The organism is Methanosaeta sp. UBA458 (assembly GCF_002496085.1).
Classification (GTDB): Archaea; Halobacteriota; Methanosarcinia; order Methanotrichales; family Methanotrichaceae; genus Methanothrix; species Methanothrix soehngenii.
Genome location: NZ_DAIK01000060.1, coordinates 1 through 25,270, shown reverse-complemented (window position 1 = coordinate 25,270; position 25,270 = coordinate 1). Strand labels below are relative to the sequence as shown.

The following is a 25,270-nucleotide window of genomic DNA, read 5'->3' as shown; positions in this document are numbered from 1 at the left end:
CAGGGCCAGACGCATCTGCCTGCTACCAAAAGGATAAAATGGGTCCCAGGAGAATTGGCCTTTTAATGATGATGGCGGCACGAGCGATGCATGAGAAAGGAAAGCTATTCACTCTAACCCTTCTTCTGGTGTTGGAACTGGCCTCTTTGGCCTCTGCAGCTCATGAATCCGGGCCGGTAGGGCCCTACAATGTCTCTTTTGATATGAACACCACTGAGGACTACATCGTGGTGGTTGAAGCACCCACCCAGGGCGTTACATCAGATGGGATCAATTTCACCCGATACAATCTGACTGTAGACGGCAGCGATCACTTCATCTTCCTCATTCTCACCAGATATGATGTGCCCATGCTCGCCAATACTACTGCCAATGCGTATATCGTCTGGGACGCCCTCATAAATGCAGGAGCTGACGAGCCGGCCATCTATCAGCCTTTGATCGATGGAAAGCCAGGGGTGCTGGGCAACTTTAGGTTCGAGAGGCAGAATCTGGGCGGGGGGCAGTATGAGGAGGGCGATCTGATCGTCGCGGCCAGCTACTCTCCCGATGGCAAAGAGTATGAGGACGGGATCTACAGGGGAAATACCGACTGCCGGGTCATATCCACCTTCCCCTGGGAGGTTATAAGGGATATGCTGAACACCCTGCATATAGAAGTGCCTGATCAATGACCGGCGCGCACAATGAATGACAGGGTTACTACTGATCTGATTTTTTATGGATCTTCGCGAGGAAGATTACTGGTCGATTGATATCGAAAAGGCTACGCCTCCATCGGAGAAGAGCATTAACGCCCTGTCAGGATATCATGACCGCTGAGGGGTGCCATGCCGATTGATATCGTTTATGTGCCAGCAAGTTTTAGAGCGGCAACACTATTTTTTTTAATTCCAGATTGCCCCCTCCTGCCTCCGAAATGGATTAATTCAGCATCAAGAGGTTCATGGAGGATTCATATAGAAGCTAGGTGATATCTACATAAAAACCACCTTTTAATATTTGGCTAGGGAACAAGGTGCATGGAGGAATCAGAAATAAAAGCAATCAAGTTGATATTGGCAGTGCTCGCATTGGGACTCTTAGTTGCCGTAGGGGCAGCCTTCGAGGATTACGGCGGATCTCATCACCACGGAGGCCCGTCTGATGGTTATCATGACTTCGGCGGATTCTACGACTGGCTCAGCCCAGGTGCATATTACTACAGCTATAGCTATTATCCGACCTATACCTACTACCCAACCTATTACTATCCGACCTACTATTACCCGACCTACACTCCCGTCTATACATATACTGCCCCTGTGGTCTACGATCCTGTGGTCTATGATCCCTGGTGGGCAGCAAATGTCTACGGGCTGGGCGCTACCACATACTACTACACGAACAGCTGGTCCTGGTCGTCATATCGCAGCGGATTCTACTTCCGCTGAAGCATGAATAGCATATAGAATATCCGATGAAAGATCAAAGGGCGCTGGCATTAGATGGCGGGCCCGGCTGAATATGCAGCCCGGGCCTCTCCATGCAATACGATACAAACCAACGGATGCAATGCCTTCGAAGCCCTATAATCAAAAAGTAAAAGAAAAAAGATTTTATAATTTTATTTATATCTTGGTCTTTTAGACCGCCGCATCACCAGAGACCGAACTCTCCTCTGCTGTCTTTGATTCCATATCCTGGGGCCCCTCAGATCCGCTCTCTTTTCCTGGAGGGGATATGAGCTCAGCCCGGACCTTCTCTCCCGTGTGCTTCTCGATATAGTGCACCTCTTTCATGCCCAGATGCTGGATTATCATCTCAGCCAGACCGCGGCGGATCATAACCCATTCCTTATAATAGTTCAACTCCCAGGGTACGGTGATCACCGCTACCTCATCCTTTATCTCCGCTTCAAGATCCACCCGGCCAAAGGTCTTGATAAGGGCTTTCAGCCTCTCGGTCTGATCCTCAACCGTTTCCCTTATGGTGTACTCGTAGACTACAGTCTTTCCTGCCAGAGGATGGTTGAAGTCTATGCTCACTTTTCTGCCGATCACCCTGGTAACCGTACCCGTCCGGTTATCCATGCCCACCCGCATTCCGGGAACTGGCCTTTCTTCCTTGAACCTGTTCAACGGCACTAGTTCTATATTTTTGGGATCATGCAGGCCGAAGGCATTCTCGGGATCCATTTCCACCCTTCCAGAGTAGCCTATCTCTTTTCCGACCAGATCGCTCTCAAAGCCTTTTACCAGCTGGCCTGCTCCCACCACCACCAGATGTGGGCCGTACTGGATCTCCTCGCTGAAAATTCCCTTTTCCTCTGCCAGATCCTTAACGGTGGTGGCTATTGCCTGGCCATCAACGAACTCTGTATAGTCAATTCTGATGAAATCGCCATTTTTAACCGTCATTTCTTACTCCATCCTGATTTTACTGGAACCTTATTCTCAACCTGGGCCGTCAATTTGCGACGATCCTATCTTATACTTTCGCATCCCCTATGGCTTGGGCGGTTGGTTCTCCATCCGGCCGCTTCACTAGATCAAGTATTCTGCAATCCCATCTGCAAGAGGCTGCTCGCAGTAAAGGCAGCGGAGCAATACCGGATTTTTTACTTTGACCAGCATTCGGGATTTTATCGGCTCATGAGTATTGGATATGCAGTTGGGATTCTGGCAGCGCACCACGCCCACGATCTCATCGGGCAGGTCCACCGGTCGCTTCTCTATCACCCTGCAGTTACGAATGATATTGATGGAGGCAGCAGGAGCTATCAGTGCGATCCGGTTCAGCTCCTCCTCTCGCAGCTCCCGGTCCTCGACCTTGACTATATCCTTCTTGCCCAGCTTCTTGCTCTCCACATTCATCACCACGGAAACAGTAGCTCCTGTGGTACCGGATATGCCCAGGATCTTGAGGACGTTCAGCGCCTGACCACCGGCAATATGATCGATGACCGTTCCATTATTGATGGGCTTGACCCGCAGCCCTCCGGGCTCTTCCTTATTTTTATTGATTTTTTCGTTATTTTTATCTGTCATCGCGGAAAAATCAGTCAACCTGATCACCTTCTAGGAGCATCTTCAATAGAGCCATTCTCACCGGAACCCCATAAAAGGACTGCTGGAAATAGCGAGCATGAGAGCTGTCGTCGACAGAAGGTGAGATCTCATCCACCCTGGGAAGGGGATGCATGATGATCAGATTCTGCTGTGAGCCGGCCAGAGATTCAGGGGTAATCCGGTAGCTGCTTGCCACCTTCTGGTACTCCACCGGGTCAGGGAATCTCTCCCTCTGGATGCGGGTCATATAGAGCACATCCACATTGTCTATCACCTCGCCCAGGTCGGCTGTCTCGCGCACAATGGTGCCTTTGCTCGATAAGTCGGCCTTGATGGGATCGGGCATCCTCAGGGTGGGCGGGGAGACCAGGGTGATATCTGCTCCATAAAGGGAGAGGGCATAGGCCAGGGAGTGGACGGTGCGGCCGTACTTCAGATCGCCTACCAGGGCGACATGCAAATTCTCCAGGCGGCTCTCCTTTCTGATGGTATACAGGTCCAGCAGGGTCTGGGTGGGATGGTGACCTGCTCCATCACCGGCATTGAGCACCGGCACGGGCGAGAACTGGGAAGCCAGGCGGGCTGACCCCTCCTTGGGATGGCGGATGACCAGGGCATCGGCATAACCACCTATCACCCGAACCGTATCCGCCAGCGATTCACCCTTGGAGATGGAGCTGCCTTCCGCTGGACCTAGGTTGATCACGCTTCCTCCCAGTCGCTTCATCGCCGTCTCAAAGGACATTCGGGTTCTGGTTGAGGGCTCGAAGAAGAGGAGAGCCAGAATCTTGCCCGCGAGCATACTGCTCTTCTTGCCTCGAGCCAAGGGCTCCAGAGACTGGGCAAGGTCCAGAACGGAATCGATCTCCTCTTTGGAAAACTCTCGCATGCTGAGCACATGCCTCTTCCTAAACATATTCGATCCCAACTCATCTCTGAGATAATAAGTCTTCCACTTAATACCACTACATTGATAAACTGTTGAGCCTAAATGCTATTATGTTTCAGAGAATTCTCATTCCAACCGATTTTTCCAGGTATTCGCAGAACTTGCTTGAGTGCATAGCCGAGCTTCCCGGTGAGAAGACTGTGGTGCTCTTGCATGTGATTCAAAGAAAGGCCGTGGAGCGGGTATGGGATCCGACAGCCGAGGTCGCAGAGGCCAAAGAGAAGATCGAAGAGCAGAAGCGCTACCTTGAAGCCCTCAGGATCGAGGTCAAGACCAGGGTGGAGACGATAATGGAGGGAAGTATAGCAAAGACCATCCAGAGGGTAGCAGATGAGGAGAATGCTACGCTGATAATGGTTGGGGCGCGGGGAAGGGGGCGGATAAGCGGCCTACTTCTTGGGAGCGTCTCCCGCGATGTTCTGCGCTATGGGCAAACCGATCTTCTGATAATGCGATACAAGGTTTTAGAGGGAGATAACCTGGGCCGGTTCTGCAGGAGCCTCTTTACCAAGGTCATTTGCCCCACGGACTTCTCAGATCCCGCAAAGGATGCGATACTCCTCGTCAAAGGAATGAAAGAGACAAGCGAGATCGGGCTGGTGTATGTCGTATCCAGCGGCGAGAGCGACGAGCAGATAGATGCTGCTGTGCGGGTGGCTGGCAGCAAGCTCAACTCCATCGTCAAGGAGATTGATAGGCCTGGGCTGAAGGTTACGACCCATGTCAAGGTGGGAGATGCGCCGCATGAGATCAGCTCATTGGCAGACAACGAGGATGCATCATTGATTGCCATGAGCTCACATGGAGCCGGCTGGCTGGAGCAGATGGTTGTCGGCAGCACGACCTATGACACCGCCAGGATCGCCAACCGCCCGGTTCTGATCGTGAGAACAGAAAAGAGGGCCTGATTTCAATTTTTCTGGAATCGCCTTCTTTTTGCTGGCTGCCGGTTTTCAGTTCGATCCTTAATTGAACCAACCCGATCCACCCGTTTTTGAGCGGAAAGAAGAGGTGTTAAAGAGTTGGAGAGATGGTCTTCTCGCCTGGTCTTCGTCCTGGCCGCCATTGGTTCCGCGGTGGGCATAGGCAATATCTGGCGCTTCCCAATGGTTGTGGGACAGAATGGAGGCGGAGCCTATCTGATCCCCTATTTTTTGGCAGTAGTGGGCCTTGCCATCCCTTTGATGATCCTTGAGATGGCGGTGGGAAGGCACTGGAGGAGAAATCTGGTCGCCTCCTTTGGCCGGGCCGGAAAACGGTTTGAGATCGTCGGCTGGCTGATCTGCCTGATCGTCCTCTTAATCCTGAGCTACTACCTGGTCATAATGGGCTGGACCCTGGCATATCTGCTCTTCTCTCTTCTGGGCTCTACAGTCACCTTCTCCTCCTTCACCTCATCGCTAGAGCCATTAGCATATTTCTTGATCTCAGTGCTGGCGACGGGATTGATTGTGAGCCTGGGGGTGAACATGGGAATTGAGAGGATCGTATCGATCATGATCCCGTTCGCATTTCTCATTTTAGTGGCTTTGGTCCTGTTCTGCGTCAGCCTCCCCGGATTTCATCCCGGCATGGACTTTTTTATCCAGCCGGATTATTCCATGCTCCGCCGTCCTGATGTATGGAGCGCGGCTATTGGCCAGGCATTCTTCTCCCTGTCAGTGGGCATGGGCATTCTCATCACCTATGGCGCCTACCTGGAGGACGATATGGATATACCACAGTCAGCGTTGATCATCACCTTCTCCGATCTTCTGGCCGCTATGCTGGCGGGGATAGCCATCTTCTCTTTGGTCTTCACCTTCGGCCTGGAGCCTGCCGCAGGTGCAGAGCTTGCCTTCACCACCTTGCCCAGAGCATTTGAGCTGATGCCTTACGGCCAAATATTCTCCGTGGCCTTCTTTGCTCTCCTGTTCTCCGCCGCCCTCACCTCGTCGATATCCATGATGGAGATGAATGTGGCTGCCATCATGGGCCAGACTGGTGCGAGCAGAAAGAGAGCGAGCATCTTTCTGATGATCCTCCTGGCAGCTGCAGGCATGCCCTCTGCCCTGAGCTACAGCTCTCTTGACCTGAGCCTGTATGGATCAAGGATCCTGAACCTCATGGATGTGACCGTGGGCACAATTGGACTTCCCATTGCCGCACTTCTGGTGGCGATAACCTTCCGATGGCTGATAGATGATGATGTATTGGCCGGCCAGGTACATCTCTCGGAGAGATGGCTCAGAACTCTTAGCATCCTCACAAAGTATGTGATACCAGCTGCCTTGCTGCTGATAACCGCGGCAATGATAATGGAGCTTTAAGTAAGCTGATGCTCCGAGCCGCTCTCTTCAGCGCTGACTTCACTGCCGTTCTCATTATTGGGATCGATCAGATCAGGCATATGGACGGCAGAGGCAGGAATTCCCATTGTCTTTGAGGTTTTCCTAAGCTCTCTTATGATTGATCCTATCCTCTCGAAGGAGAAGAGGATATCTGAGAATATGCCGCCAGAAGAGCTCTTTGCTACCAGTTGGATAAGATATGTTTTATAGTGCCAGTTGAGCACCTGGCGGAGCAGCTCGTCATTGGAGCGCATCTCTTTGTCGATATATTCCGGCATCTCGGGAAATACGCCTATGAGCTGCTCGGTATTCTCTCGGCAGAGGGCCGCCATCTCCTCGATTCCTCGGAGAGATTCAGGAGAGAGCGTGATCTTCTTCTCGTTCATCTGCTCGAAGCTCCTGGCCATGGAGGTCATCTGATGGGCCATCAGAGCGGATAGATCGGTAACCCTTGCCAGAATGGCAACATGAGCCGCATCTTCCACTGAGATGTCACGATTGGTCAGATTAATAACAGCAGACATGATCTGAGTGCGCAGATAATCGATGTAGTCCCGCAAATGGGCAATTCTCGAGCACATATCGGTGTTGCCCTCAGCGACCTCTAGAGTGTTATCGAAGATATCCTTGCAGATGCTGAGCATATGCACGATCTCTCTTTCCACTAATGATGCCGCAATAGGGATGTCGTCCGGCAGTCTGGAGGTGACGTGCTCGGTGACGAAGACTATCTCCCCATCCTTTTGGGGCAGTATGTGCATGATCAGTCTGCTGAAGGGCTTAATGGCCAGCAGGAAGATGACTGCACAGGTGGAATTGAATATGAGATGGGCATTGGCAACCTGTTGAGCAGCTGTGCCTCCCAGGTCCTCGATGAGCAGGGAGAAGTTGTCTATGAAGGGCAAAAAGAGCAGAACTCCAAGGAAATTGAAGAGAAACTGGGCAGTGGCGGTGCGCTTGGCAGCGGTGTTCATGTTCAGGGATACGACCAGTCCGGTGGTTGAAGTGCCAATATTGGCTCCCAGCAGAATTGGCAGGGCCTGAGATGCATTGATCAAGCCGCTTTGGGCCATGACCACAATCAGCCCAGTGGTAACCGAGCTGGATTGGAATAGATTGGTGATGATAAAGCCAATGATAATTGCTATCAGGATATCGTCCGTCATGGAGAGCAGGGAGAGGACCTCAGGATCATCCTGCAGGGGAGCAACTATGGATGAGATCAGGTTGAGGCTATAGAACACCAGGCCGAAGTAGAATACTGGCTTTCCATAGGCTCTATAAGGGGTGCGAATCAGGCTCAGCATAAATCCGGCGATGACGATCAACGGGGCAAATGCGGTCAGCTTGAAGGCGACCAGTTGCGCGGTCAGGGTTGTGCCCACATTGGCACCGATGACAAGGCCCAGGGAGGCCAGAAAGGAGATCGCTCCCGCGTTCACTAGGCCCACGGCGATGATGGTGGTGGCAGTGCTGGATTGGACCAGAGCGGTGACCGCAGCCCCGGCGAGAGCGCCACGCAAGGAGGTCTTCGTCGCATTTTGCAGAATCGTGCGGAAGCGTTCGCCGGCCGCATGCCGGACCTCTTCGGAGAAGTTCTCAATGCCGTAAAGAAATAGAATCACAGCCGGAACAACGGCAATAAGCAGATCCCAAATCATACAGCTCTCATTTCTCTAGAGCATGGAAAAGACGATAATTCCATTCTTCGATTCAGATGCTCATCTCTTGATTTTCTTCTCGGTATCAATTCCACGATTCCTGAACGATTTCCCAGAACAAAAGCTTTATGATCACATAGAAAAGGTTTTAATGAATTATCCCTTTTAATGCATATATCTGAGAATGCCTATATCTTGAGGAGCAAATAATTAAAAGATGTATTTTTATTTATAAGGAGTGGATGCGATGGCGTCTGATGCTAATAATAACTGGCATGCATTAAGTGCTGACCGGGTTCTGCAAAAATTGGATAGCACCACCCGAGGCTTGAGTACAGAAGAGGCAGCCAGACGCTACAAGGCCTTTGGACCCAATGAGCTGGAGGAAGGCGAAAAGCTGAGCAAGCTCGGCATTCTCATCGGGCAGGTTAAAAATCCTCTAATAGCTGTTCTCGGCCTGGCGGCGGTCATCTCCTTCATGGCTGACAAATTCATAGATGCTGCAGTGATACTTGCGGTAATTCTCATCAACACATTGCTTGGGTTTTTTAAAGAATACAGCGCGGAAGAGGCCATCTTGGCCCTCAGATCCCAGGCATCAGCCGAAGCCCGGGTCTTGAGGGATTGCCCGGAGACGGGAACCTGCCAGGAGATGCGCATCAAATCCCAGGAGGTAGTGGTTGGGGATATAATTCTGGTAGAAGCGGGGGCAAAGGTCCCGGCAGACTCCAGGATCATAGAGCAGGCGAACTTGGAGATGGACGAGTCCATGCTCACCGGTGAATCGGTACCGGCGAGAAAGATGGCGGAAGCACTGCAGGAGGATCTGATCACTGCAGAGATGGACAATATCATCTTTGCAGGAACCGTGGTCACTCAGGGAAGGTGCAAAGCGGTGGTCTTTGCCACCGGAATGGATACCGAGATGGGTAAGATCGCCCACCAGATAGCCGGAACGGAAAAGGCGAAGACTCCACTCAAGAGGCGTACCCTGGACCTATCCAAGAAGCTGATGATCCTGGCTTTAGTGGCCAGCAGCCTGACCCTGGTAGTGGGCTTTTGGCGCGGATTTGAGCTGATTGAGCTCTTTCTCTTCACCCTGGCCATGGCGGTCTCGGCCATCCCCGAGGGCCTTCCTGCGGCCATAACCGTTGCTTTGGCTGTGGGTGTCAGCCGCATGGCCAGCCGGCATGCCATCATCCGCAAGCTGGATGCAGTGGAGACGCTGGGATCGATAACTGCGGTCTGCACTGACAAAACCGGTACCCTGACCACCAACCAGATGACGGTCCAGAAGCTCTTCCTGGCGGGCAGGATAGTCGATGTATCGGGGGTCGGATTTCAGCCGAAGGGCGATTTTGAGCTGGACGGAGTGCCGCTAAAAGCCTCAGAGGATAAAAGCCTGAGCATGTTCCTGAAGATCGCCTCCCTCTGCAATGATGCCTCCCTCAAGAGCCATAAGGAAGAAGAGGATCGATGGGAGATCCTGGGCGACCCGACTGAGGGCGCCCTGTTAGTGGCAGCGGCAAAAGCGGGCCTGGATAAGAGCGAGCTGGAGGAAAGCCATCCCCGGGTCGATGAGATCCCCTTTGATCCCAAGAACCGATACATGTCAACCTTCCACCGCACCGGCTCTGCTGAGCTGCTGGCATTGCTCAAAGGAGCGCCGGAGACCATCCTGGACATGTGCTCATATGTCCTGGATAGGGGAGAGGTAAAGGAGCTTGACCAGAAGAGAAAGGAAGAGTTCTTGAAGGCCAGTTCGCAGATGGCAGCAGAGGCTCTGCGCGTTTTGGCCCTGGCCTATGTCACCATTAAGCCGGAAGAGGGGGATGAATTCAAGAATAAGGGTCCAGCTAACCTGATATTCACCGGCTTTTCCGGAATGATCGATCCGCCCCGGCCGGAGGCCATAAGATCGGTTCATCTGTGCAAGAGGGCGGGGATCAAGGTGACCATGGCCACCGGGGATCATAAGATTACCGCACAGGCCATAGCCAGGGATATTGGGATCTATGAGGAAGGGTCGAAGGTCCTCACCGGCTCGGATTTGGATGATCTGAGCGATGAGGAGCTGGACGGTCTGATTCAGGATACCTCCGTCTTCGCCCGGGTATCACCCAAACATAAGCACCGCATAGTCCAATCCCTGCAGAGGAAGGGGCATATCGTAGCCATGACCGGAGACGGGGTCAACGATGCTCCTGCCCTCAAGGCGGCAGAGATCGGCATCGCCATGGGGATAACTGGAACCGATGTCACCAAAGAGACGGCGGACATGATCCTGACGGACGATAACTTCCAGAGCATAGTGAACGCAGTGGAGGAGGGCCGGGTAATCTTCGAGAATATCCGAAAGACAGTGAAGTATCTCATCAGCACCAATGCTGGTGAGATCCTCACCATCCTGGTGGCCCTGGTCTTCATGGCCATAAATGTGCTGATCTTCACCCCGGTGCAGATCCTATGGGTTAACCTGGTTACCGACGGGCTCTTAGTGGTGAATTTGGCCATGGAGCCTAAAGAAGAGGATGTGATGGACCAGCCGCCCAGAAACCCCAAGGAGAATATAATCAACATGGATATAGTTAAGAATGTGCTCTTCGTTGCCGCCTTTATGGCTGCGGGCACCCTCCTGGTGTTTACCAGGGAGCTTAACGGTGGAGATATACACCGCGCTCAGACCCTGGGCTTCACCACCCTGGCCATGTTCCAGATCTTCAATGCCCTCAACTGCCGGTCTGAAGACAAGTCCGTCTTCAAGATCGGCCTTTTCAGCAACAAATACTTGATCGGGGCAATAGTTGCATCGATAGCCCTGCAGCTGATGGCGACGACCCTGCCATTCTTCCAGATGGCTCTGGGAACGGTGGCCCTCTCGCTGTATGATTGGGCCATCATCTTCGCCGTCTCAAGCACGGTATTCATCGCCGACGAACTGAGGAAGCTGATAAAAGGGAAGAGTCTTATACGGATCTAGATGATAATAAGCTGAAAGATCAGAAAGGGAAATCCGGGTGGGCTTGAATTCTCCTCAGGCTCAAACATCCCATTCTCTTGGATTGCAGCCTGTGCTTCTACGGGAATGGGGATAATTGCCCTCTTGGAGAATCGCGCCTAGAGTGAATAGTGCGGAAAAAGCATTTATACTTGTTTTGGCGTAAGGGTTCTGGTTTGTTCCTTATCATCTCGGAGGATTGAAAAATTGACAACTGTTTACGACGTACCTCCCCATGACTTGATAGCCGCCACAGCTTTAGAGCTGAAGGCAGCGGGCAAGGTCCAGCCACCTGTTTGGGCTGAATTTGCCAAGACTGGGGTAAATAGGGAGATGCCACCCACCAATCCAGATTGGTGGTTTGTGAGGTCGGCATCCATTCTGCGCAGAATATATATCGATGGGCCGGTGGGAGTATCCCGGCTCAGAACCTTCTACGGCGGAAAGAAGCGCAAGGGAGTGGCCACTGGAACCTTCGCCAAGGGCAGCGGTTCGGTGGTAAGAGAATCATTGCAGCAGCTGGAGAAGGCCGGCCTGGTCAAGAAGCTGAAGAAGGGACGCCAAATGACCCCGGAGGGCCAGGCATTCCTCGACGGCATAGCCCATAAGGTGGCCAGCAAAGAGGGTTCAATTGCACCCGCATCTGAATCAGCAGCAGAATCGACAGCATAAGGGGGATTCGAGGCAATGGCTGATGATGAGCTTGCAGAACTGAGGCGAAAGAGGCTGGAGCAGATCCAAAGGCAGCAGGCAGATTCGCAAATGGCTGCTGTTCAGCAGGAGCAGGCCCAGCAGGAGATGGAAGCCAAAAAGGCGGCCATAATGCGGACCATCCTCACACCTGAGGCTCGCGAAAGGATGAATGCCATTCGCATGACCAGGCCCGAGTTCGTCTCCCAGATCGAGGCCCAGCTCATCATGCTTGCACAAAGCGGCAGGCTGAGAGGCCCGATCACTGACGAGCAACTCAAGGCGATACTCACCCAGGCCCAGCCCAAGAAGAGAGATATCAATATAACAAGAAGATGAAAAATCTCGGAATCGGTCGATACATGAAGGTTGCAGTCCTATTCTCCGGCGGAAAAGATAGCAGTCTGACGGCCCTCCTTCTCGAGCCATTCTTCGAGGAGATAGAGCTGGTGAATTTCAGCTTTGGCCACGACGATTCCTGGATGAGAGCAAAAGAAGCAGCAAGAGAGCTGGGATATCCCCTGAGAAGAATGGTATTCGATGCGGATGTCCTGGAGAGAGCCCTGAAGATATTGCAGTCCACGGGCTATCCCAATGATGCTCTCAATTATGTTCATCCCATTGCAGTAGAGACAGTAGCAAAAGAGTGCGAATTTGTGGCGGACGGTACAAGAAGGGATGATCGCGCCCCGAAGATGGATTTCGGCGCCATCCGAAGCCTGGAAGACCGGTTGCATGTGCAATACTTGAGACCTCTGGCGGGCCTGGGTGGAAAGGCCATCCGGGCGATGGCCTCGCGCTATTTGGACTTCGAGGAGGAGCTCTCCGAGAAGCATCCTGCCTCAGACTTTGAGGTGGGCCTGAGATATGCGCTAAAAGAGAGGCATGGCCAGATGGAGGTCGACAGGATATTCCCCTCCAATCATACGCACACGAGAGTAATTCGGAGGAAGAGATTTGTCCAAGAAATTAAAGGGCAAGAAGATCAGGCTTGCCAAAGCATTCAATCAGAATCGTAGGGTTCCCTCCTGGGTCATAGTCAAGACCATGAGGAAGGTAGTCGCTCACCCCAAGAGAAGACATTGGCGAAGAAGCAGTCTAGAGAGATGACAATGGCGGACACAGAAAGAGTTTACACCATACCCCTGGGTATTGTGAAATGCGTTCCCGTTTACAGAAGGTCCAACCGGGCCATGGCTGAGATAAGGAATTACCTTGCCCGGCATATGAAGACCCCCGCAGAGGATGTGAAGATCGATCCCGGCCTAAACCAGGTTATCTGGAGAAGAGGGGATATGAAGCCACCAAGGCGGGTAAGGGTGCGGGCGGTCAAGTTTGAAGACGGCGGAGTGGAAGCAGAGTTTGCCGGTGAGAGATAAGAGGATCAAGATTGCAGGTAGCAGTCTGCTGGGTGTATTCGCCCGCTGCACAGATGATATAGTACTGCTGCCAGCAGTAGTCGGGCCAGAGGATCTGGCATTCATAGAAGAAGGGCTTCACGTAAAGGCAGTATGCATCCCTGCTGGCATCGGATCGGTCACAGGCTCGCTCATTTCCGCCAACAAGAGCGGATTTGTGGTCAGCCGCCATGCGGAAGCTGAAGATCTGAAGATCCTCCAAGAGCATGGAAAGGTCTCCAGGCTGCCGACCAGGATCAATGCCGCCGGCAATGTCATCCTGGCCAACGACAGCGCCGCTATGGTTCATCCCGGCCTCTCCACCAGAGCCTGTCGGGCGATAGAGGAGACGCTTGAGGTCAAGGTGCAAAAGGGCACCATCGGAGGCCTGAAGACCGTGGGAATGGCTGGTGTTGCCACCAACAAAGGCCTTCTTGTCCATCCCAGGGTATCCGAACAGGAAATGGCAGTGCTGGAGGAGCTATTCGAACTGCCTGTGGATGTGGGCACAGTCAACCTCGGCTCGCCACTGGTGGGCTCAGGTCTGTTGGCGAACAGCTACGGCTACCTCGCAGGAGACGAGACCACCGGCCCGGAGCTGGGCCGCATTGAAGATGCATTGGATTTCCTGGCGTAATAGAGGTGAAAATTCATGACTAATTTTGAGATCAAGGGAAGATATAAGGGAGGGCTTATTGGCAAGACCTGGCTTCCTTTCAGCAAGGTAGTGGATAGCCAGAACGAGAAGAATGCCAAAAATATGGTCTACTCCCTGATGGGAAGTCAACATGGTCTGAAAAGAGGCCTTATCAAGATAGACGAGGTGAAGACAGTTGAGTAGCTCTCCTGGGAGCGAGGAGGAGATCAGAAGGCTCCTGGCCGCATATGAGCAGTACCAGGCTCAGGCAGAGGGAATCTCCCATCAGCTCGGCCTGAGCCAGATCGCTGCCCAGGGGCTAGAAAGTGCTCTCGCAGCAGTTGATGCTCTGCAGGAGGCTGAGGTCGGTCAGGAGATTCTGGTTCCCATAGGCTCTGGATCTTTCATCCACGGCAAACTCGCCTCCAAGGAGAATGTGATCTTGAATGTCGGGGCAGGTGTGAGCATAGAAAAAAGATCTGAAGAGGCCATAGAGATCCTGAGGACTCGGAAGAATGAGGTTCTTGAGGGCTCGAAAAAGCTCACGGAAGTTCTTGCCAAGATCGATCAAGAGATGCAGAAGATTCAGGGCATAATGCAGCAGTACGAAAGCCGCCTCAGCGGTGGCCAGGGGAGCGAAGGGGTTGTTTAACCGGTTCAAAGAGAAGCTCTCCGGCTTTAAGGAGGCCCTGTCTGCCAAGGTCGCTGAGAAGGTTTCAGCCAAGGGCTCGAAGGGAGCAGCACAGCCAGAGGAGATCGAGGCAGAGGATCGGCCTGCTCTGGAGGCTCCGGATGCCGGCAGGATGGATTCGAAGGCAAAGGAGCCCAAAATGGGAGCATCTTCTGGATCTGCTACGAAGGAGCCCTTGGCCAAGCCCTTGGATAATGGAGAGACCAAAAATAAGAAAGGCAGATTCTCATTCCTGCAGAAGGCCAAGACCCTGGTCTTCGAGCAGGAGATAATCTTAGAGGAGAAGGATCTGGAGGAGCCCATGTGGGCATTGGAGATGGCCCTCATGGAGAGCGATGTCGCCCTTCCGGTGGCTGAGGAGATCGTAAGAGAGGTCAAGTCCGATCTGGTTGGGAAGAAAAAGAAGATCGGTTCGGATACCGGCCAGCTGGCTGAGGACTCTCTTAGAAATGCGCTGATAACCCTTCTATCCAAGAACCACCTGGACTTCGATGAGTACATCCGGGCGAAGGATAAGCCGGTCAAGATCCTGTTCGTGGGAGTGAACGGCACCGGTAAGACGACCAGCATCGCCAAGGTGGCAAAGTATCTCATGGATCAGAGCTACTCTGTGGTCCTTGCCGCTGGCGATACCTTCAGGGCGGGAGCCATTGAACAATTAGAGGTGCATGGCAACAATCTGGGGCTGAAGGTGGTCAAGCACAAGACGGGCGGAGATCCGGCAGCGGTGATATTCGATGCCATCGAGTATGCCCGGGCCCATAACAAGGATGTAGTCCTGGCGGACACGGCTGGCAGGCTGCATACCAACATCAACCTCATGGATCAGATGAGAAAGATCGTCCGGGTCACAACCCCCGATCTGCTGATATTCGTGGATGAGGCAATAGCAGGCAACGATGCCGTGGAGAGGGCGCGCCTGTTCAATGAGTCGGTGCCCATCGATGGATCGATCCTCACCAAGACCGATGCCGACGCTAAGGGCGGATCTGCCATATCCATCGCTTATATAACCGGCAAGCCGGTGCTCTTCCTTGGCGTGGGACAGACCTATCCCGACCTGGTGAAGTTCGAGCCCGAGTGGCTGGTGAATAGATTGATGGGTGAGGCAGAGGCATAAATTCTCGATGATACAAGCCACCTCTGACCTGGTCAGGGCAGCGGCCGCCTATGAGTCCCTTCCCAGCTCCATAAGTGCCGCCTCCCTGCAGCTGTAAGCCTCTACCATATCCGGGTCGATCTGGATGGCCTTCTGGGCAGATGATAACGCCAGATCGTACTCCGACCGGTTGATCAGCGAATTGCAGCGGTTGCACCAGGCCTGGGCAGAGTGGGGATCGATCCCGATGGCTCGATCGTATGCTGCCACCGCCTGCTCATGCCTGTTCAATTGAAAGAGCACATTTCCCTCATTGATCCAGGCCCTGGCATCTTCACCATTCAGCATCGTGGACCTATTGGACGCCTCCAGAGCCTCCTCGTATCTTCCCAGGATGTACAGGACCACTCCCCTATTATACCAGGCCTGGGAATTTTGCGGCTCGATATCGGTCACCCTGTCGAAGGCGATGAGGGCTTCTTCGTACTTGCCCTGCTGGGTTAGAGCAACCCCCTTGTTGTACCAGGCCCGGGCATAATCCGGATAATCCTGGATGTAGCGGTCAAACTCCGCTATGGCCTCATCATATCTGCCCTGCTCGGCCAGGTCTATGCCCTTATTGTAGCAGCTTATGCCTTCCTCATCATGCGAAGCGGGTGCACAGAAGCCCGATTGAGCTATGAGTGATATCTGCATTAAGATAACGCCAGAAACCAGGATACAGATAAAACTCCCTTTAAAGATCATTCCTCCTCAAGGATGTCCATTCTGCATATCTGAAGAAAAAGATTTTGGAGGCCCTTATTGCTCTCCTTTCCCTCAGTGCGACGGGAATAGATGCCGTCTCATGATTGTCTTGTAGGCAAAAGCGAGCAGTAATCCTGCTATGAAACCTCCAATGTGAGCCCAGTAGGCCACACCACCGCCTTCTGCAACCACCCCCAACGAGGCCACGCCGCTGAATAGCTGGATGACGAACCAGACGGTGATGAAGAGCAGCGCTGGTATCTTGGTGATGCGGTAGAAGAATCCGAAGAATATAAACAGGCGTACAGTGCCCGTGGGCAGGAGGACGAGGTACCCGGCCAGAACCCCAGAGATCGCCCCGCTGGCCCCCACATTGGGGATGATTGAGGAGGGGTCAGCAGCAATCTGGGCGGCTGATGCCGCAAGGCCGCAGAGCAGATAGAAGATGAGATAGGGGATGGGGCCCAAGAGGTCCTCCACGTTATCGCCAAATACGGCCAGAAAGACCATATTGGAGAGGATATGCAATATGCCCGCATGGATGAACATGGAGGTGAAGAATGTTGAATATGGTGGCAGCATGCTGCTCTGGACGCTTGTGACATCGGCAGGCACCAGGCCGAAGGTATTGAAAAAGGAATTCAGTCCCTGTGATCCATCTGTGATCAGAATATAGATCTCATAGATAAAAAAAAGGACGTTAATTGCCACTATCACTGCCGTAACTATCGGAAAGCTTCGGCGCGGTATGATCTCCTCTGTGCCCACCGGTGCAAACATCATTCACCTCAAATTATCTTATCCTGTACTCTCTCAGGCTCTTGTGCTCACAATCAAATTACCTGTCAATATACTTATCCTATGCATCGAGTATGGACAACTCCTCTCCCCAAAAAACTGCCTTTGAGGACATCCATTCGATGGTATCCGATCAGCCAATAGCAAAAGATAAATAACTCTCTAGACGAACCAATACCTATGGCCAATATGATCAGAACGACCCTATTGCTGGCCGGTCTGACAGGAATTTTGCTGCTGATCGGCGGCTACTTTGGTGGAAGAGGTGGCATGCTCATAGCCCTGATCTTCTCCATTTTGATGAACTTTGGAACCTATTGGTACAGCGACAAATTGGTCTTAAAGATGTATAAAGCCCGCGAGCTCACAGTAGCGGAGGCTCCGGAGCTCTTCGGCATGGTGGAGAATCTGGCCGCCAACGCTGGCCTTCCCATGCCCAGGCTTTATATAGTCGATAATCCCATGCCCAATGCCTTTGCCACGGGCAGGGATCCCAAGCACGCAGCAGTCGCCGTTACCACTGGGATCACCAGGATCCTAAATAGAGACGAGCTGGCAGGAGTGATCTCTCATGAGCTGGCTCATGTCCGGAATCGGGACACTCTGATCAGCACCATAGCGGCTACCCTTGCCGGAGTGATCACATTTATGGCCAATATGGCCCAGTGGTCGCTGATCTTCGGCGGTGGGGACGATGATGGCCCCAACCCCCTGGGAGTTTTAGCCATGGCCATCCTGGCTCCTTTGGCCGCCACCATCGTCCAGCTGGCGATATCCAGGGGCAGGGAGTTTGAGGCCGATGCCGGTGGAGCGAAGATAAGCGGCAAGCCCCTCTCCCTGGCCAGTGCCCTGGCCAAGCTGGAGTCGGGCAATAATGCAGTGCGTTCGGACGTGAACCCATCCACTGCTCATATGTTCATCGTCAATCCCCTCAAAGGAAAGGCAGTGGCGTCACTCTTCTCCACCCATCCCAGCACAGAGGAGAGGATCGCCCGGCTCAGATCCATGTAAATCAAGTGATTAAGACTGGTATCGACAAAAAGGGTTATAACGATTTTTACTCGGCCGATATTGATTCTGCCGGTGGGGAGGCGCTTTTCAGGGCATCCTTTGCCCTTCGACCGCACAAAGCGCAGATCCCCTCCAGATCAAAGCTCGATCCGATTACAGTGAAGTTCGCCTTGCTGGAGACATTTTTCACCAATTTCTGCATTATCGGGTCCATCCAATCGGTGACGCTGCCGCACTGAAGGCAGACCAGGTGCGCATGGGGCTCTGTATTGGGATCATACCTGGTTTGAGATTGAGGCAGCTTCAACTCACAGATCAGGCCGGTCTTTTTTAGAATTTTTATTGTGGTGTAGATGGTGGCCAGGCTTACGGTAGGATGGGTCTTCTTGACTTCCTGATAAGTCTTCTGTGCTGAAGGATGCTCGTGATTGCGCAGTATGTATCTGCTGATGGCTATTCTCTGGGGAGTGGCTCTATAGCCGCTGTTGCGAAATGTCTTTATGATGGTTGAGTCCAGGCTGTCTGCACTGATCATAGTAATTATTAGCTAATAATCACTCTTAAATAAACATATCCCCCACTGGAATTCAGGGCAGAGAAAGGACTGATTGGTTTGGGAGGTGGGCAGGATCAAACCTCGCGGGCTATCTCCAAATAAAGTGTGTGAGTTCATCTAGGATTTAGGGCAAGAACAGCTGCACCAGCGAGATCCCTGTCCGATCTCAGGTGGAGCTCAAGTGGCATCATAGCTGCAAATTCTGCCAAATGGAAGAGTATTGAAGAAACTGAAAGGCTTCATCTAACAGAACCAAATATATATGATAGAGAGGAGTTATTAAATATGTGCGAATCAGATAGATCCGGCCCCTCGAGGGGATTTGAGCATAGCGGTTTTCACCATATGAGCTACCATATGGGCGACAAAGGTGGCTTCCCATTGATTGGAGATAAGTTCCCTTCCATGGAGGTCAAGACCACCCATGGCATGGTCAAGTTGCCAGATGCATATTCCGGAAAGTGGTTAGTCCTTTTCAGCCATCCTGGGGACTTCACCCCGGTCTGCACCACTGAATTCGTGGCCTTCCAGAAGATGAGGAGCGACTTCGATAAGCTGAACTGCGAGCTTATCGGCCTTTCTGTTGATCAGGTGTTTGCTCATATGAAGTGGACCCAGTGGATCAAGGAGAACCTGAAAGTGGAGATCACCTTCCCCATAATCGCCGACGACCTGGGCAAGGTGGCCATGAGGCTGGGGATGATCCATCCTGGCAAGGGCGCCAATACCGTCAGGGCGGTATTCATCATCGATCCTGAGGCCACAATTCGCCTAATACTCTTCTATCCCCAGGAGATAGGAAGGAACATGGGCGAGATCATCAGGGCTCTTGAGGCGCTGCAGGTCGTGGACAAGAATAAGGTAGCAACTCCCGCAAACTGGCCCAACAACGATTTCCTCGGCGACCAGGTGATCGTGCCCCCTCCGGCGGATGAGAAGGCTGCTGCCGGCAGAAAGACAGGCGGCGGCATGGTCTGTGAGGACTGGTGGTTCTGCCATAAGAAGTTGTGAGCAGACAATTTATGAGATTGAAATCAATGGTGATTTTATATGGCTGATAAGAAGAAATACACCCTGCCCGAGCTGCCCTATGCTGGCAATGCCCTGGAACCCCATATCACCCAGGCCCAGCTGGTGCTGCATCATGACAAGCATCATGCCGCCTATGTGAACGGCGCCAATGCTATACTGGAAAGGCTGGACAAGGCGCGGGAATCCGGATCGGACATCGATATGAAGGCTACTCTGAAGGAGCTCTCTTTCCAGGCGGGGGGCCACGTGCTGCACAGCTTATTCTGGGCGAACCTCGCTCCCGCCTCCAAAGCGAAGAAGGAGCCTGAGGGCGCTTTAGCCGAGGCCCTGAAAAAGGAGTTCGGATCCATTGAGCGCTTCAAGAAGGAGTTCACCACTGCTGCTGTGAGCACAGAGGGCTCCGGATGGGCGGCCTTATCCTGGTGCGGCATGACCGGCAGGCCGATCATTATGCAGATTGAGAAGCATAATGTGAACGTCTATCCCATGTTTCGCATCCTCATGGTCCTGGATGTCTGGGAGCATGCCTACTACCTGGACTACAAGAACGAGAGGGCCAAGTTCGTTGAAGCCTTCTGGAACATTGTGAACTGGGATGAGGTAAACCGAAGGCTGGAGGCAGTAATTAAATAATCACCTCCTTTCACCCTTTTTTTGGGCAGAGTCCTGAAAGCCTGGCATTTTATCATGAAATTTGGCCCTGTGCAATTAGCCATTCTTCTAGCTGAAACCTTCTGCTCGCAGATGACTGAAAACAAAGGCCTTAAGATGAAGGAAGGCATTGACACATTCATGGAGTCGGTTGAAGAGAGGGCAAAAATGCAGCTTTTGGCGATTGAGATGGCCTACAACATCAAGATCCGGAACAAAGATGATGTCGCCAGGATAATTGCCGCCAGCAGCAGGGATAAGTCGGATGTCTTGATGGCATGCTCATCCATCAGCACCTGGATTGCCAGAAACGGCATATCTGGAGAGACTGTGCTTCCCATCGATATTGTGATGCAATCCATGAAGGCGGTCAATGACAACGATAGAGGTTGACGGCAGACGGATCGAGGTGCCTTCTGGCTTCTCAGTTAAAGAGGCTCTGGAGAAGCTCGGATATAATATCACATTGCATCCTTCCGACAAGGGATTATTCATGCCCTGCCAGGTGGGAGGATGCTGGGCCTGTGCCCTGAAGATAGATGGAGAGGCTAGGCCGGCCTGCACTGCACAGGTGCAAGAGGGAATGAGGATAAGGACTGCAGCGCCCATGGGGACGCCTCGCAGGATGGTGGCAGGCTTCATGGGCCATAAGACGGGAGGCGTGGGCACACCATGGTGGCTGGAGAGCGGCCTGGGCTTCATAGAAGCGGTCTGCTTCACCTCAGGCTGCAACCTCTGCTGCCCCCAGTGCCAGAACTGGCGGTATGCTTTTATGGACGTAGGCGAGCCCCTCACCCCAGAGGAGGCGGCGGAGAGGATGACTGAGACGAAAAAGGAGTGCGGAGTGGAACGCATAGCCATCTCCGGCGGGGAGTGTACCCTCAACCGGCCGTGGCTGGTCTCTTTCATACGTCTCCTGCGGGAGCAAAATCCGATCGCCCGCATTCATGTGGATACCAACGGCACAATTTTGACCGAGGACTATATCGATGAGCTGGTCGGTGCGGGCATGACCGACATTGGCATCGATCTAAAGGCCTTGAGGACCTCCACCTTCATGGAGATGACCGGCCTTTTGGATGAGGGGCTGGCGACCAAATATCTGCAGACCGCCTGGGAGGCGGTGAAATACCTGCACGACAGCCATCCTCAGGTCTTCTTGGGCATCGGCATCCCATTCAATGAGGATCTGATCAGCATAGCAGAGATCCAGGAGATGGCGGAGAGAATCGTCAGCATAGATCCCTGGATTCAGGTCTGTGTTCTGGACTACCGGCCGGAGTTCAGAAGGCCTGATCTGGTCCGGCCCAGCCACTGGGAGATGCTGGAGGTCCATTATATTCTTAGAGACTGCGGTCTGCAGTCGGTCGTCTGCCAGACGGAGCGGGGAAAGATAGGGCCCGCGGGCAGGCTCTTGGGCTGAGCTTGAGGCCAAAAATGGATCTAATCGAAATCCGGTCTTGAGTGACTTCGTCAGATATCTGCCGAGCAAAACTGGCTTCATCCCATATGTTTCCTATAGCCTAACCTCCCGAAAAGTTCAGGCGCACAGGTTTAGCGCCTGAACTTTTCGGGAGGTTAGGTATGAATCATACCAGAGTGCAGCTAAAGAGAAAGCAAGCGGAAGGATCTGTCATTTCCCCCGAGCCGGTCAACCTGGTGGCCGTCATCACCGATACGGAAATGGTGGGCTCCAGGGCCTTCGATGTGCAGGGATTAGAAAGCTTCAGCTACCCAGCAACCAGGCCATCTCAGGGAAGCTCGATTGCCAACATCGAAGACCTGTTGCAGGGCATCATTAAGGAGGCAAATCCTGTGGCGGAAAAGCGGGGATTGAAGGCGGGTCTTATGAGCAGAGTGGCTCTCGAACTGCTTTAAGGGAGTAGAAGTCGACTGGCTTGGGGCCATAATCGCTGCGAATGGGGAAACGCCGCAAATCACCATTTGCCCTATTCGCCTCATACTTGCGCCCTTTTCATCAACCGGTTAAGATGATATAAAGCGATCATTATCAGTGCCATTCCAAGGACCTGCATCCAGGAGAGGGTATCGTGCAAGATGAGATATCCGAAGACCACTGTCACCACTGGAATGAGGTTTAAAAAGGCCGAAACCACCGTTGCTCCCAGCCTTCTGGTGGCATAAATATAAAAAATGTAGGCGAAGCCTGAGCAGAAAACCCCTAGAAAGAGCAGATTAGCAAATACCGGCAGAGAGATCTCGGATATCGCGGGCCATCTTTCGATCTCCGGGATGATGAGGGGAATAAATAGAATTATGCTGACTGTTGATTGAGCAGCGGTTAAAGCCAGGCAGGGGTAATTCTCAGAGAGCCTTCTATTCAGCAGGGTGTAAAATACCCAGCAGATGATCGCTCCCATGACCAGCAGATTGCCGAAAAACCTGGCAGATGATAGATCCACCTTCCCATCGACTGTGACCACCAGAGCCACCCCAATGGTGGAAAGGATCAAGCAGAGAATCATCTTCCAGGTGACCTTCAGACGGAAGAGCATAGCTTCGGCAAATAGGGTGAATATGGGAAGGGCGGCCACGATCATCGAGGCATTGGATGCCGTGGTATACAGAAGCCCGGTATTCTCCAGGGAAAAGTACATCACTATTCCAAAGAAGCTGGCGAGGACGATATATCCCATGTCCCTTCGACCTATTTTGAATGAGGTCCTGGTAAAAAGAACAAGCATTATCAGAGTCGATGCAGCGATGATCTGCCTGAAGAATGCTATCGATACAGGCGGAATCTGTGACAGGACCACCTTGGTGCTTATAAAGGAAAAACCCCAGAATAAAACATCCAGGATTATGAACAATACCGCCAATTGATACTCTTTCTGCCCGCCCATTAAACCTCTCGATTATAATGGATCCTCACGATTTGGCATGGGTAAACTTGAATTGGAGATTCTCTGTGTCTTTTGTGCTTCTGTGGTGAACCGTGGTGCACTGACCCAACCACAGGGACGCAAAGGAACTGTGGCTATATTCTCTGCCGGACCTCATCCACATAATTCAGCGAAGAGCCATTATAATATTGTTGGCTCGGAGGATTCAGCCCCAATTGACCGCAAAATCCCTCATTCTTCACCTGCAGTATCCCCTGAATTGCAGGATGCCACCTGGATTATAATCCTTTCCTTTCAGCATTGATCGACCGGTAGACGGCGAGGAGGAAGCCGTAGAGGGTAGGGCCAACTATCACCCCGATGATTCCAATGACAAATATGGGTGCGGTATAGGCGAGCAGGGTGAGTATGGGGTGTATCCGGGAGCTCATCATGGCCAGGTGTGGGCGGATAACGTTTTCAGGAATTACCATCAGCACCACCGTTCCAAATACCAGGAGGATCAGGCAGCGGAAAAGGTCTCCCACGATCAGATAATAGACTGCTATGGGAATGAAGACGAACGGCGGCCCCAGCAGGGGCAAGAGGGTGAATACCGCCACCACCACCCCCATCAGGAATGGATAGGGGATGCCTAGCAATGAGAAGCCAATCGCTGCCATCACACCGCTGAGCATGGAGGTGGAGAAGTATACGGTAAAGAGAGTATGGTAGATGCTGTAAAGCTCATCCAGAAATCGCCTGACAATACCCTGCTTTTCCTGGGGGACCAGATCCACCGCCTGATCAATAAAAACCTTGCCGTCTATGAGCAGATAATAGGTGAAGAATACCACCACGATCAGATGGGCAAAGAGAATGGGCAGGTTGGAGCCAAAGGCGGTGAGCTCACGCTGCAGAATGGGAAATACCCAGGTGGCGAACGCTATGGGAATGTCGCTTATCTCCTGCGCATAACGCAGAGCGATCTCGATTATGGAGTTGTAAAGCCAGGCGGGGATAAAGCTCTTGGACCAGGCATCGATCTCATTGATGGTCTTATCAATCTCCACATCTGATATGGCCCCTGATGACTGCAGATAGGACAGCTCCACCAATAGGGCGCTGGTGATCCCCAGAATCAGGGAGAGGATGAGGATGAAGACCAGCATTATGGATAAAAATGAGGATATCTGCTTTCTTTTAGTCAGCCTGAAGAACAGGGCATAGAGGGGCTTGAGAAGAAAAACGAGCACCACGCTCAAGAGGATGGTTGTCAGGAAGTTTAAGGTCAGGTAAAGGGTGAGAAGGATTATCAGAAAGACGAAAATTCCCGCCCCTATGTCGAACCTCCGCCCAAGATTCATGCTCTCTTCTCCTCCTTTTTACGGCATAAGCCTTTCTATGTTTTTTCATCTGATCAGCCGAAAGGATGATGATGGCCGCCAGTAATCTTCTTTGAGATGTCTTGCAGAGAGGGGAAGATCAATGGGATACGATATAGCACTGGGCATGGCCTGGGAGGAGCTGAAAGGACTCGGGCTTCCATCCAGCAATATCATTTCACTGTTCCAAGACAGATATGAGATTAAGCAGGCGGAAAGGGAGGTTCTCTTCCTGCCCAGTCGCCGCCAGGCTATTGAGACGGTATCGGTGCTCCTGCTCCATTATCTGATCGGCAGATCGAAAAATGGTTACGAACCTGCAGGAGAATGGATATCCATCAAAGAGACCTATGGAGGAAAACTCTTCTGCTCCAATTTCTCCCGCCGGGCAATCAGGCCGCTTGCAGAGCGATTCAGTCAGAGCCCGGAGGAATTGGTCAGGACCTTGCAGGATGATTTTGCCGGCAGGATGGTGGAGGGGGCGGATGTGGCAGTGGAGGTGGAGACCTTTCCCGGCGTCATTGTCCGAATCCTTTTTTGGAGGAGCGATGAGGATCTGCCAGCAGATGCAACGATGCTCTTTGATCGCGCACTGGCCCAGATCCTAACCATGGAGGATTTGACGGTCTTGCTGACGATTCTGGCAGATGATGTCCTGGAGGGCTCCGAGCAGTCTTCGCAATGATGCAAAACCCGGATTGAAAAGATTTTAGGGAAGGCCGGTTATAACGTCGGGGTGTAGGGG

General features: G+C 52.5%; 30 protein-coding genes. 21 read left to right on the top strand and 9 right to left on the bottom strand.

Features of this window, described 5'->3' with window-relative positions; all coding sequences use genetic code 11:
- Both BP822_RS04140 and BP822_RS04135 read left to right on the top strand, forming a co-directional pair.
- The coding region (locus tag BP822_RS04140; RefSeq protein ID WP_286877788.1) for a hypothetical protein at window positions 1-674 on the top strand (674 nt) is incomplete at its 5' end.
- A 348-nt stretch (window positions 675-1,022) separates the two neighbouring features.
- Window positions 1,023-1,433 (top strand): hypothetical protein, encoded by a 411-nt coding sequence (locus BP822_RS04135; RefSeq protein WP_013720077.1) that lies wholly within the window; start codon window positions 1,023-1,025, stop codon window positions 1,431-1,433.
- A gap of 192 nt (window positions 1,434-1,625) precedes the next feature.
- Here the strand turns inward: BP822_RS04135 and BP822_RS04130 are convergent, their stop codons facing one another.
- The 3 genes from BP822_RS04130 to pyrB form a co-directional block, all read right to left on the bottom strand.
- A complete protein-coding gene (locus tag BP822_RS04130) occupies window positions 1,626-2,399 on the bottom strand; it encodes an FKBP-type peptidyl-prolyl cis-trans isomerase (RefSeq protein WP_013720076.1) in 774 nt (257 codons plus the stop codon).
- A gap of 126 nt (window positions 2,400-2,525) precedes the next feature.
- Entirely contained in the window at window positions 2,526-3,029 is a 504-nt protein-coding gene (pyrI, locus tag BP822_RS04125) for an aspartate carbamoyltransferase regulatory subunit (RefSeq protein ID WP_286877787.1), read from the bottom strand.
- Window positions 3,030-3,039: 10 nt separating this feature from the next.
- The gene (pyrB, locus tag BP822_RS04120; RefSeq protein WP_048132390.1) at window positions 3,040-3,966 is read right to left on the bottom strand and encodes an aspartate carbamoyltransferase; all 927 of its coding nucleotides are present in this window, start codon (window positions 3,964-3,966) and stop codon (window positions 3,040-3,042) included.
- 83 nt (window positions 3,967-4,049) lie between these two features.
- Between pyrB and BP822_RS04115 the strand changes: the two genes are divergently transcribed.
- Together BP822_RS04115 and BP822_RS04110 are read left to right on the top strand one after the other, a co-directional pair.
- Window positions 4,050-4,907, top strand: a complete 858-nt coding sequence (locus BP822_RS04115) for a universal stress protein (RefSeq protein ID WP_013720073.1) — start codon at window positions 4,050-4,052, stop codon at window positions 4,905-4,907.
- A 114-nt stretch (window positions 4,908-5,021) separates the two neighbouring features.
- Window positions 5,022-6,308 carry a sodium-dependent transporter gene (locus BP822_RS04110; RefSeq protein WP_286877786.1) on the top strand — a complete coding sequence of 429 codons (1,287 nt, stop codon included), beginning with the start codon at window positions 5,022-5,024 and terminating at the stop codon, window positions 6,306-6,308.
- Here the strand turns inward: BP822_RS04110 and BP822_RS04105 are convergent.
- Window positions 6,305-7,990, bottom strand: a complete 1,686-nt coding sequence (locus tag BP822_RS04105) for a Na/Pi cotransporter family protein (protein WP_013720071.1) — start codon at window positions 7,988-7,990, stop codon at window positions 6,305-6,307. The genes BP822_RS04110 and BP822_RS04105 overlap by 4 nt on opposite strands.
- 247 nt (window positions 7,991-8,237) lie before the next feature.
- Here BP822_RS04105 and BP822_RS04100 point away from each other — a divergent pair, with 247 nt between their 5' ends.
- From BP822_RS04100 to ftsY, 10 genes are all read left to right on the top strand, one after another.
- Window positions 8,238-10,970 (top strand): cation-translocating P-type ATPase, encoded by a 2,733-nt coding sequence (locus BP822_RS04100; protein WP_273278401.1) that lies wholly within the window; start codon window positions 8,238-8,240, stop codon window positions 10,968-10,970.
- A 225-nt stretch (window positions 10,971-11,195) separates the two neighbouring features.
- Window positions 11,196-11,660, top strand: coding sequence for a 30S ribosomal protein S19e (locus BP822_RS04095; protein ID WP_286877785.1), 465 nt, complete (start codon window positions 11,196-11,198; stop codon window positions 11,658-11,660).
- 15 nt (window positions 11,661-11,675) lie between these two features.
- A complete protein-coding gene (locus BP822_RS04090; protein WP_013720068.1) occupies window positions 11,676-12,017 on the top strand; it encodes a DNA-binding protein in 342 nt (113 codons plus the stop codon).
- On the top strand, window positions 12,014-12,697 hold the full coding sequence (locus BP822_RS04085) for a DUF7411 family protein (RefSeq protein ID WP_232844282.1): 684 nt from the start codon (window positions 12,014-12,016) through the stop codon (window positions 12,695-12,697). Before BP822_RS04090 ends, BP822_RS04085 begins: the two co-directional genes overlap by 4 nt.
- Window positions 12,636-12,788: a 50S ribosomal protein L39e gene (locus BP822_RS04080; protein WP_083804721.1), complete on the top strand. Its 153-nt coding sequence runs from the start codon at window positions 12,636-12,638 to the stop codon at window positions 12,786-12,788. The genes BP822_RS04085 and BP822_RS04080 overlap by 62 nt, the downstream gene beginning before the upstream one ends.
- Window positions 12,789-12,790: 2 nt before the next feature.
- Window positions 12,791-13,057 (top strand): 50S ribosomal protein L31e, encoded by a 267-nt coding sequence (locus BP822_RS04075; protein WP_013720066.1) that lies wholly within the window; start codon window positions 12,791-12,793, stop codon window positions 13,055-13,057.
- Window positions 13,014-13,712, top strand: coding sequence for a translation initiation factor IF-6 (locus tag BP822_RS04070; protein WP_273278400.1), 699 nt, complete (start codon window positions 13,014-13,016; stop codon window positions 13,710-13,712). Before BP822_RS04075 ends, BP822_RS04070 begins: the two co-directional genes overlap by 44 nt.
- 15 nt (window positions 13,713-13,727) lie before the next feature.
- Window positions 13,728-13,916 (top strand): 50S ribosomal protein L18Ae, encoded by a 189-nt coding sequence (rpl18a, locus tag BP822_RS04065; protein WP_013720064.1) that lies wholly within the window; start codon window positions 13,728-13,730, stop codon window positions 13,914-13,916.
- A complete protein-coding gene (gene pfdA, locus BP822_RS04060) occupies window positions 13,909-14,364 on the top strand; it encodes a prefoldin subunit alpha (protein ID WP_013720063.1) in 456 nt (151 codons plus the stop codon). The genes rpl18a and pfdA overlap by 8 nt, the downstream gene beginning before the upstream one ends.
- The gene (gene ftsY / locus BP822_RS04055; protein ID WP_013720062.1) at window positions 14,357-15,523 is read left to right on the top strand and encodes a signal recognition particle-docking protein FtsY; all 1,167 of its coding nucleotides are present in this window, start codon (window positions 14,357-14,359) and stop codon (window positions 15,521-15,523) included. Before pfdA ends, ftsY begins: the two co-directional genes overlap by 8 nt.
- A gap of 48 nt (window positions 15,524-15,571) precedes the next feature.
- On the opposite strand, the gene BP822_RS04050 is transcribed toward ftsY, so the two are convergent.
- Window positions 15,572-16,198 (bottom strand): tetratricopeptide repeat protein, encoded by a 627-nt coding sequence (locus tag BP822_RS04050; protein ID WP_013720061.1) that lies wholly within the window; start codon window positions 16,196-16,198, stop codon window positions 15,572-15,574.
- A gap of 123 nt (window positions 16,199-16,321) precedes the next feature.
- Entirely contained in the window at window positions 16,322-17,029 is a 708-nt protein-coding gene (locus BP822_RS04045; RefSeq protein ID WP_286877784.1) for a rhomboid family intramembrane serine protease, read from the bottom strand.
- A gap of 198 nt (window positions 17,030-17,227) precedes the next feature.
- Between BP822_RS04045 and htpX the strand changes: the two genes are divergently transcribed.
- Window positions 17,228-18,058, top strand: a complete 831-nt coding sequence (gene htpX / locus BP822_RS04040) for a zinc metalloprotease HtpX (protein ID WP_013720059.1) — start codon at window positions 17,228-17,230, stop codon at window positions 18,056-18,058.
- Between the two features lie 46 nt (window positions 18,059-18,104).
- Here the strand turns inward: htpX and BP822_RS04035 are convergent, their stop codons facing one another.
- Entirely contained in the window at window positions 18,105-18,593 is a 489-nt protein-coding gene (locus tag BP822_RS04035) for a Fur family transcriptional regulator (RefSeq protein ID WP_273278399.1), read from the bottom strand.
- Between the two features lie 366 nt (window positions 18,594-18,959).
- On the opposite strand from BP822_RS04035, the gene BP822_RS04030 reads away from it, so the two are divergent.
- The 5 genes from BP822_RS04030 (at window position 18,960) to BP822_RS04010 (ending at window position 22,175) form a co-directional block, all read left to right on the top strand.
- Window positions 18,960-19,625 (top strand): peroxiredoxin, encoded by a 666-nt coding sequence (locus BP822_RS04030; protein WP_013720057.1) that lies wholly within the window; start codon window positions 18,960-18,962, stop codon window positions 19,623-19,625.
- Window positions 19,626-19,664: 39 nt separating this feature from the next.
- On the top strand, window positions 19,665-20,279 hold the full coding sequence (locus BP822_RS04025) for a superoxide dismutase (protein ID WP_013720056.1): 615 nt from the start codon (window positions 19,665-19,667) through the stop codon (window positions 20,277-20,279).
- Window positions 20,280-20,414: 135 nt separating this feature from the next.
- Window positions 20,415-20,690 carry a hypothetical protein gene (locus BP822_RS04020; protein ID WP_273271588.1) on the top strand — a complete coding sequence of 92 codons (276 nt, stop codon included), beginning with the start codon at window positions 20,415-20,417 and terminating at the stop codon, window positions 20,688-20,690.
- Window positions 20,671-21,720 carry a radical SAM protein gene (locus BP822_RS04015; protein ID WP_276619549.1) on the top strand — a complete coding sequence of 350 codons (1,050 nt, stop codon included), beginning with the start codon at window positions 20,671-20,673 and terminating at the stop codon, window positions 21,718-21,720. The genes BP822_RS04020 and BP822_RS04015 overlap by 20 nt, the downstream gene beginning before the upstream one ends.
- Before the next feature lie 161 nt (window positions 21,721-21,881).
- Window positions 21,882-22,175 (top strand): DUF1805 domain-containing protein, encoded by a 294-nt coding sequence (locus BP822_RS04010; RefSeq protein WP_273278395.1) that lies wholly within the window; start codon window positions 21,882-21,884, stop codon window positions 22,173-22,175.
- Between the two features lie 80 nt (window positions 22,176-22,255).
- Here BP822_RS04010 and BP822_RS04005 read toward each other — a convergent pair whose 3' ends face one another.
- Together BP822_RS04005 and BP822_RS04000 are read right to left on the bottom strand one after the other, a co-directional pair.
- A complete protein-coding gene (locus BP822_RS04005; protein ID WP_286877783.1) occupies window positions 22,256-23,161 on the bottom strand; it encodes a DMT family transporter in 906 nt (301 codons plus the stop codon).
- A 278-nt stretch (window positions 23,162-23,439) separates the two neighbouring features.
- A complete protein-coding gene (locus tag BP822_RS04000) occupies window positions 23,440-24,507 on the bottom strand; it encodes an AI-2E family transporter (protein WP_286857725.1) in 1,068 nt (355 codons plus the stop codon).
- A 121-nt stretch (window positions 24,508-24,628) separates the two neighbouring features.
- Here BP822_RS04000 and BP822_RS03995 point away from each other — a divergent pair, with 121 nt between their 5' ends.
- Complete coding sequence (locus BP822_RS03995; protein ID WP_286857727.1) at window positions 24,629-25,210, top strand: DUF3786 domain-containing protein; 582 nt, start codon at window positions 24,629-24,631, stop codon at window positions 25,208-25,210.
- The last annotated feature ends 60 nt before the right edge of the window (window positions 25,211-25,270 follow it).

Coding starts and splice junctions, on each gene's coding strand:
- htpX (WP_013720059.1), top strand. CDS start 17,228: ATGGCCAATATGATCAGAACGACCCTATTGCTGGCCGGTCTGACAGGA.
- BP822_RS04075 (WP_013720066.1), top strand. CDS start 12,791: ATGGCGGACACAGAAAGAGTTTACACCATACCCCTGGGTATTGTGAAA.
- rpl18a (WP_013720064.1), top strand. CDS start 13,728: ATGACTAATTTTGAGATCAAGGGAAGATATAAGGGAGGGCTTATTGGC.
- BP822_RS04130 (WP_013720076.1), bottom strand. CDS start 2,399: ATGACGGTTAAAAATGGCGATTTCATCAGAATTGACTATACAGAGTTC.
- BP822_RS04115 (WP_013720073.1), top strand. CDS start 4,050: ATGTTTCAGAGAATTCTCATTCCAACCGATTTTTCCAGGTATTCGCAG.
- BP822_RS04020 (WP_273271588.1), top strand. CDS start 20,415: ATGAAGGAAGGCATTGACACATTCATGGAGTCGGTTGAAGAGAGGGCA.
- BP822_RS04030 (WP_013720057.1), top strand. CDS start 18,960: ATGAGCTACCATATGGGCGACAAAGGTGGCTTCCCATTGATTGGAGAT.
- BP822_RS04045 (WP_286877784.1), bottom strand. CDS start 17,029: ATGTTTGCACCGGTGGGCACAGAGGAGATCATACCGCGCCGAAGCTTT.
- BP822_RS04090 (WP_013720068.1), top strand. CDS start 11,676: ATGGCTGATGATGAGCTTGCAGAACTGAGGCGAAAGAGGCTGGAGCAG.
- BP822_RS04100 (WP_273278401.1), top strand. CDS start 8,238: ATGGCGTCTGATGCTAATAATAACTGGCATGCATTAAGTGCTGACCGG.
- BP822_RS04000 (WP_286857725.1), bottom strand. CDS start 24,507: ATGAATCTTGGGCGGAGGTTCGACATAGGGGCGGGAATTTTCGTCTTT.
- BP822_RS04025 (WP_013720056.1), top strand. CDS start 19,665: ATGGCTGATAAGAAGAAATACACCCTGCCCGAGCTGCCCTATGCTGGC.
- BP822_RS04085 (WP_232844282.1), top strand. CDS start 12,014: ATGAAAAATCTCGGAATCGGTCGATACATGAAGGTTGCAGTCCTATTC.
- BP822_RS04135 (WP_013720077.1), top strand. CDS start 1,023: ATGGAGGAATCAGAAATAAAAGCAATCAAGTTGATATTGGCAGTGCTC.
- pyrI (WP_286877787.1), bottom strand. CDS start 3,029: ATGACAGATAAAAATAACGAAAAAATCAATAAAAATAAGGAAGAGCCC.
- BP822_RS04035 (WP_273278399.1), bottom strand. CDS start 18,593: ATGATCAGTGCAGACAGCCTGGACTCAACCATCATAAAGACATTTCGC.
- BP822_RS04015 (WP_276619549.1), top strand. CDS start 20,671: ATGACAACGATAGAGGTTGACGGCAGACGGATCGAGGTGCCTTCTGGC.
- BP822_RS04105 (WP_013720071.1), bottom strand. CDS start 7,990: ATGATTTGGGATCTGCTTATTGCCGTTGTTCCGGCTGTGATTCTATTT.
- BP822_RS04005 (WP_286877783.1), bottom strand. CDS start 23,161: ATGGGCGGGCAGAAAGAGTATCAATTGGCGGTATTGTTCATAATCCTG.
- BP822_RS04050 (WP_013720061.1), bottom strand. CDS start 16,198: ATGCAGATATCACTCATAGCTCAATCGGGCTTCTGTGCACCCGCTTCG.
- BP822_RS03995 (WP_286857727.1), top strand. CDS start 24,629: ATGGGATACGATATAGCACTGGGCATGGCCTGGGAGGAGCTGAAAGGA.
- pyrB (WP_048132390.1), bottom strand. CDS start 3,966: ATGTTTAGGAAGAGGCATGTGCTCAGCATGCGAGAGTTTTCCAAAGAG.
- BP822_RS04010 (WP_273278395.1), top strand. CDS start 21,882: ATGAATCATACCAGAGTGCAGCTAAAGAGAAAGCAAGCGGAAGGATCT.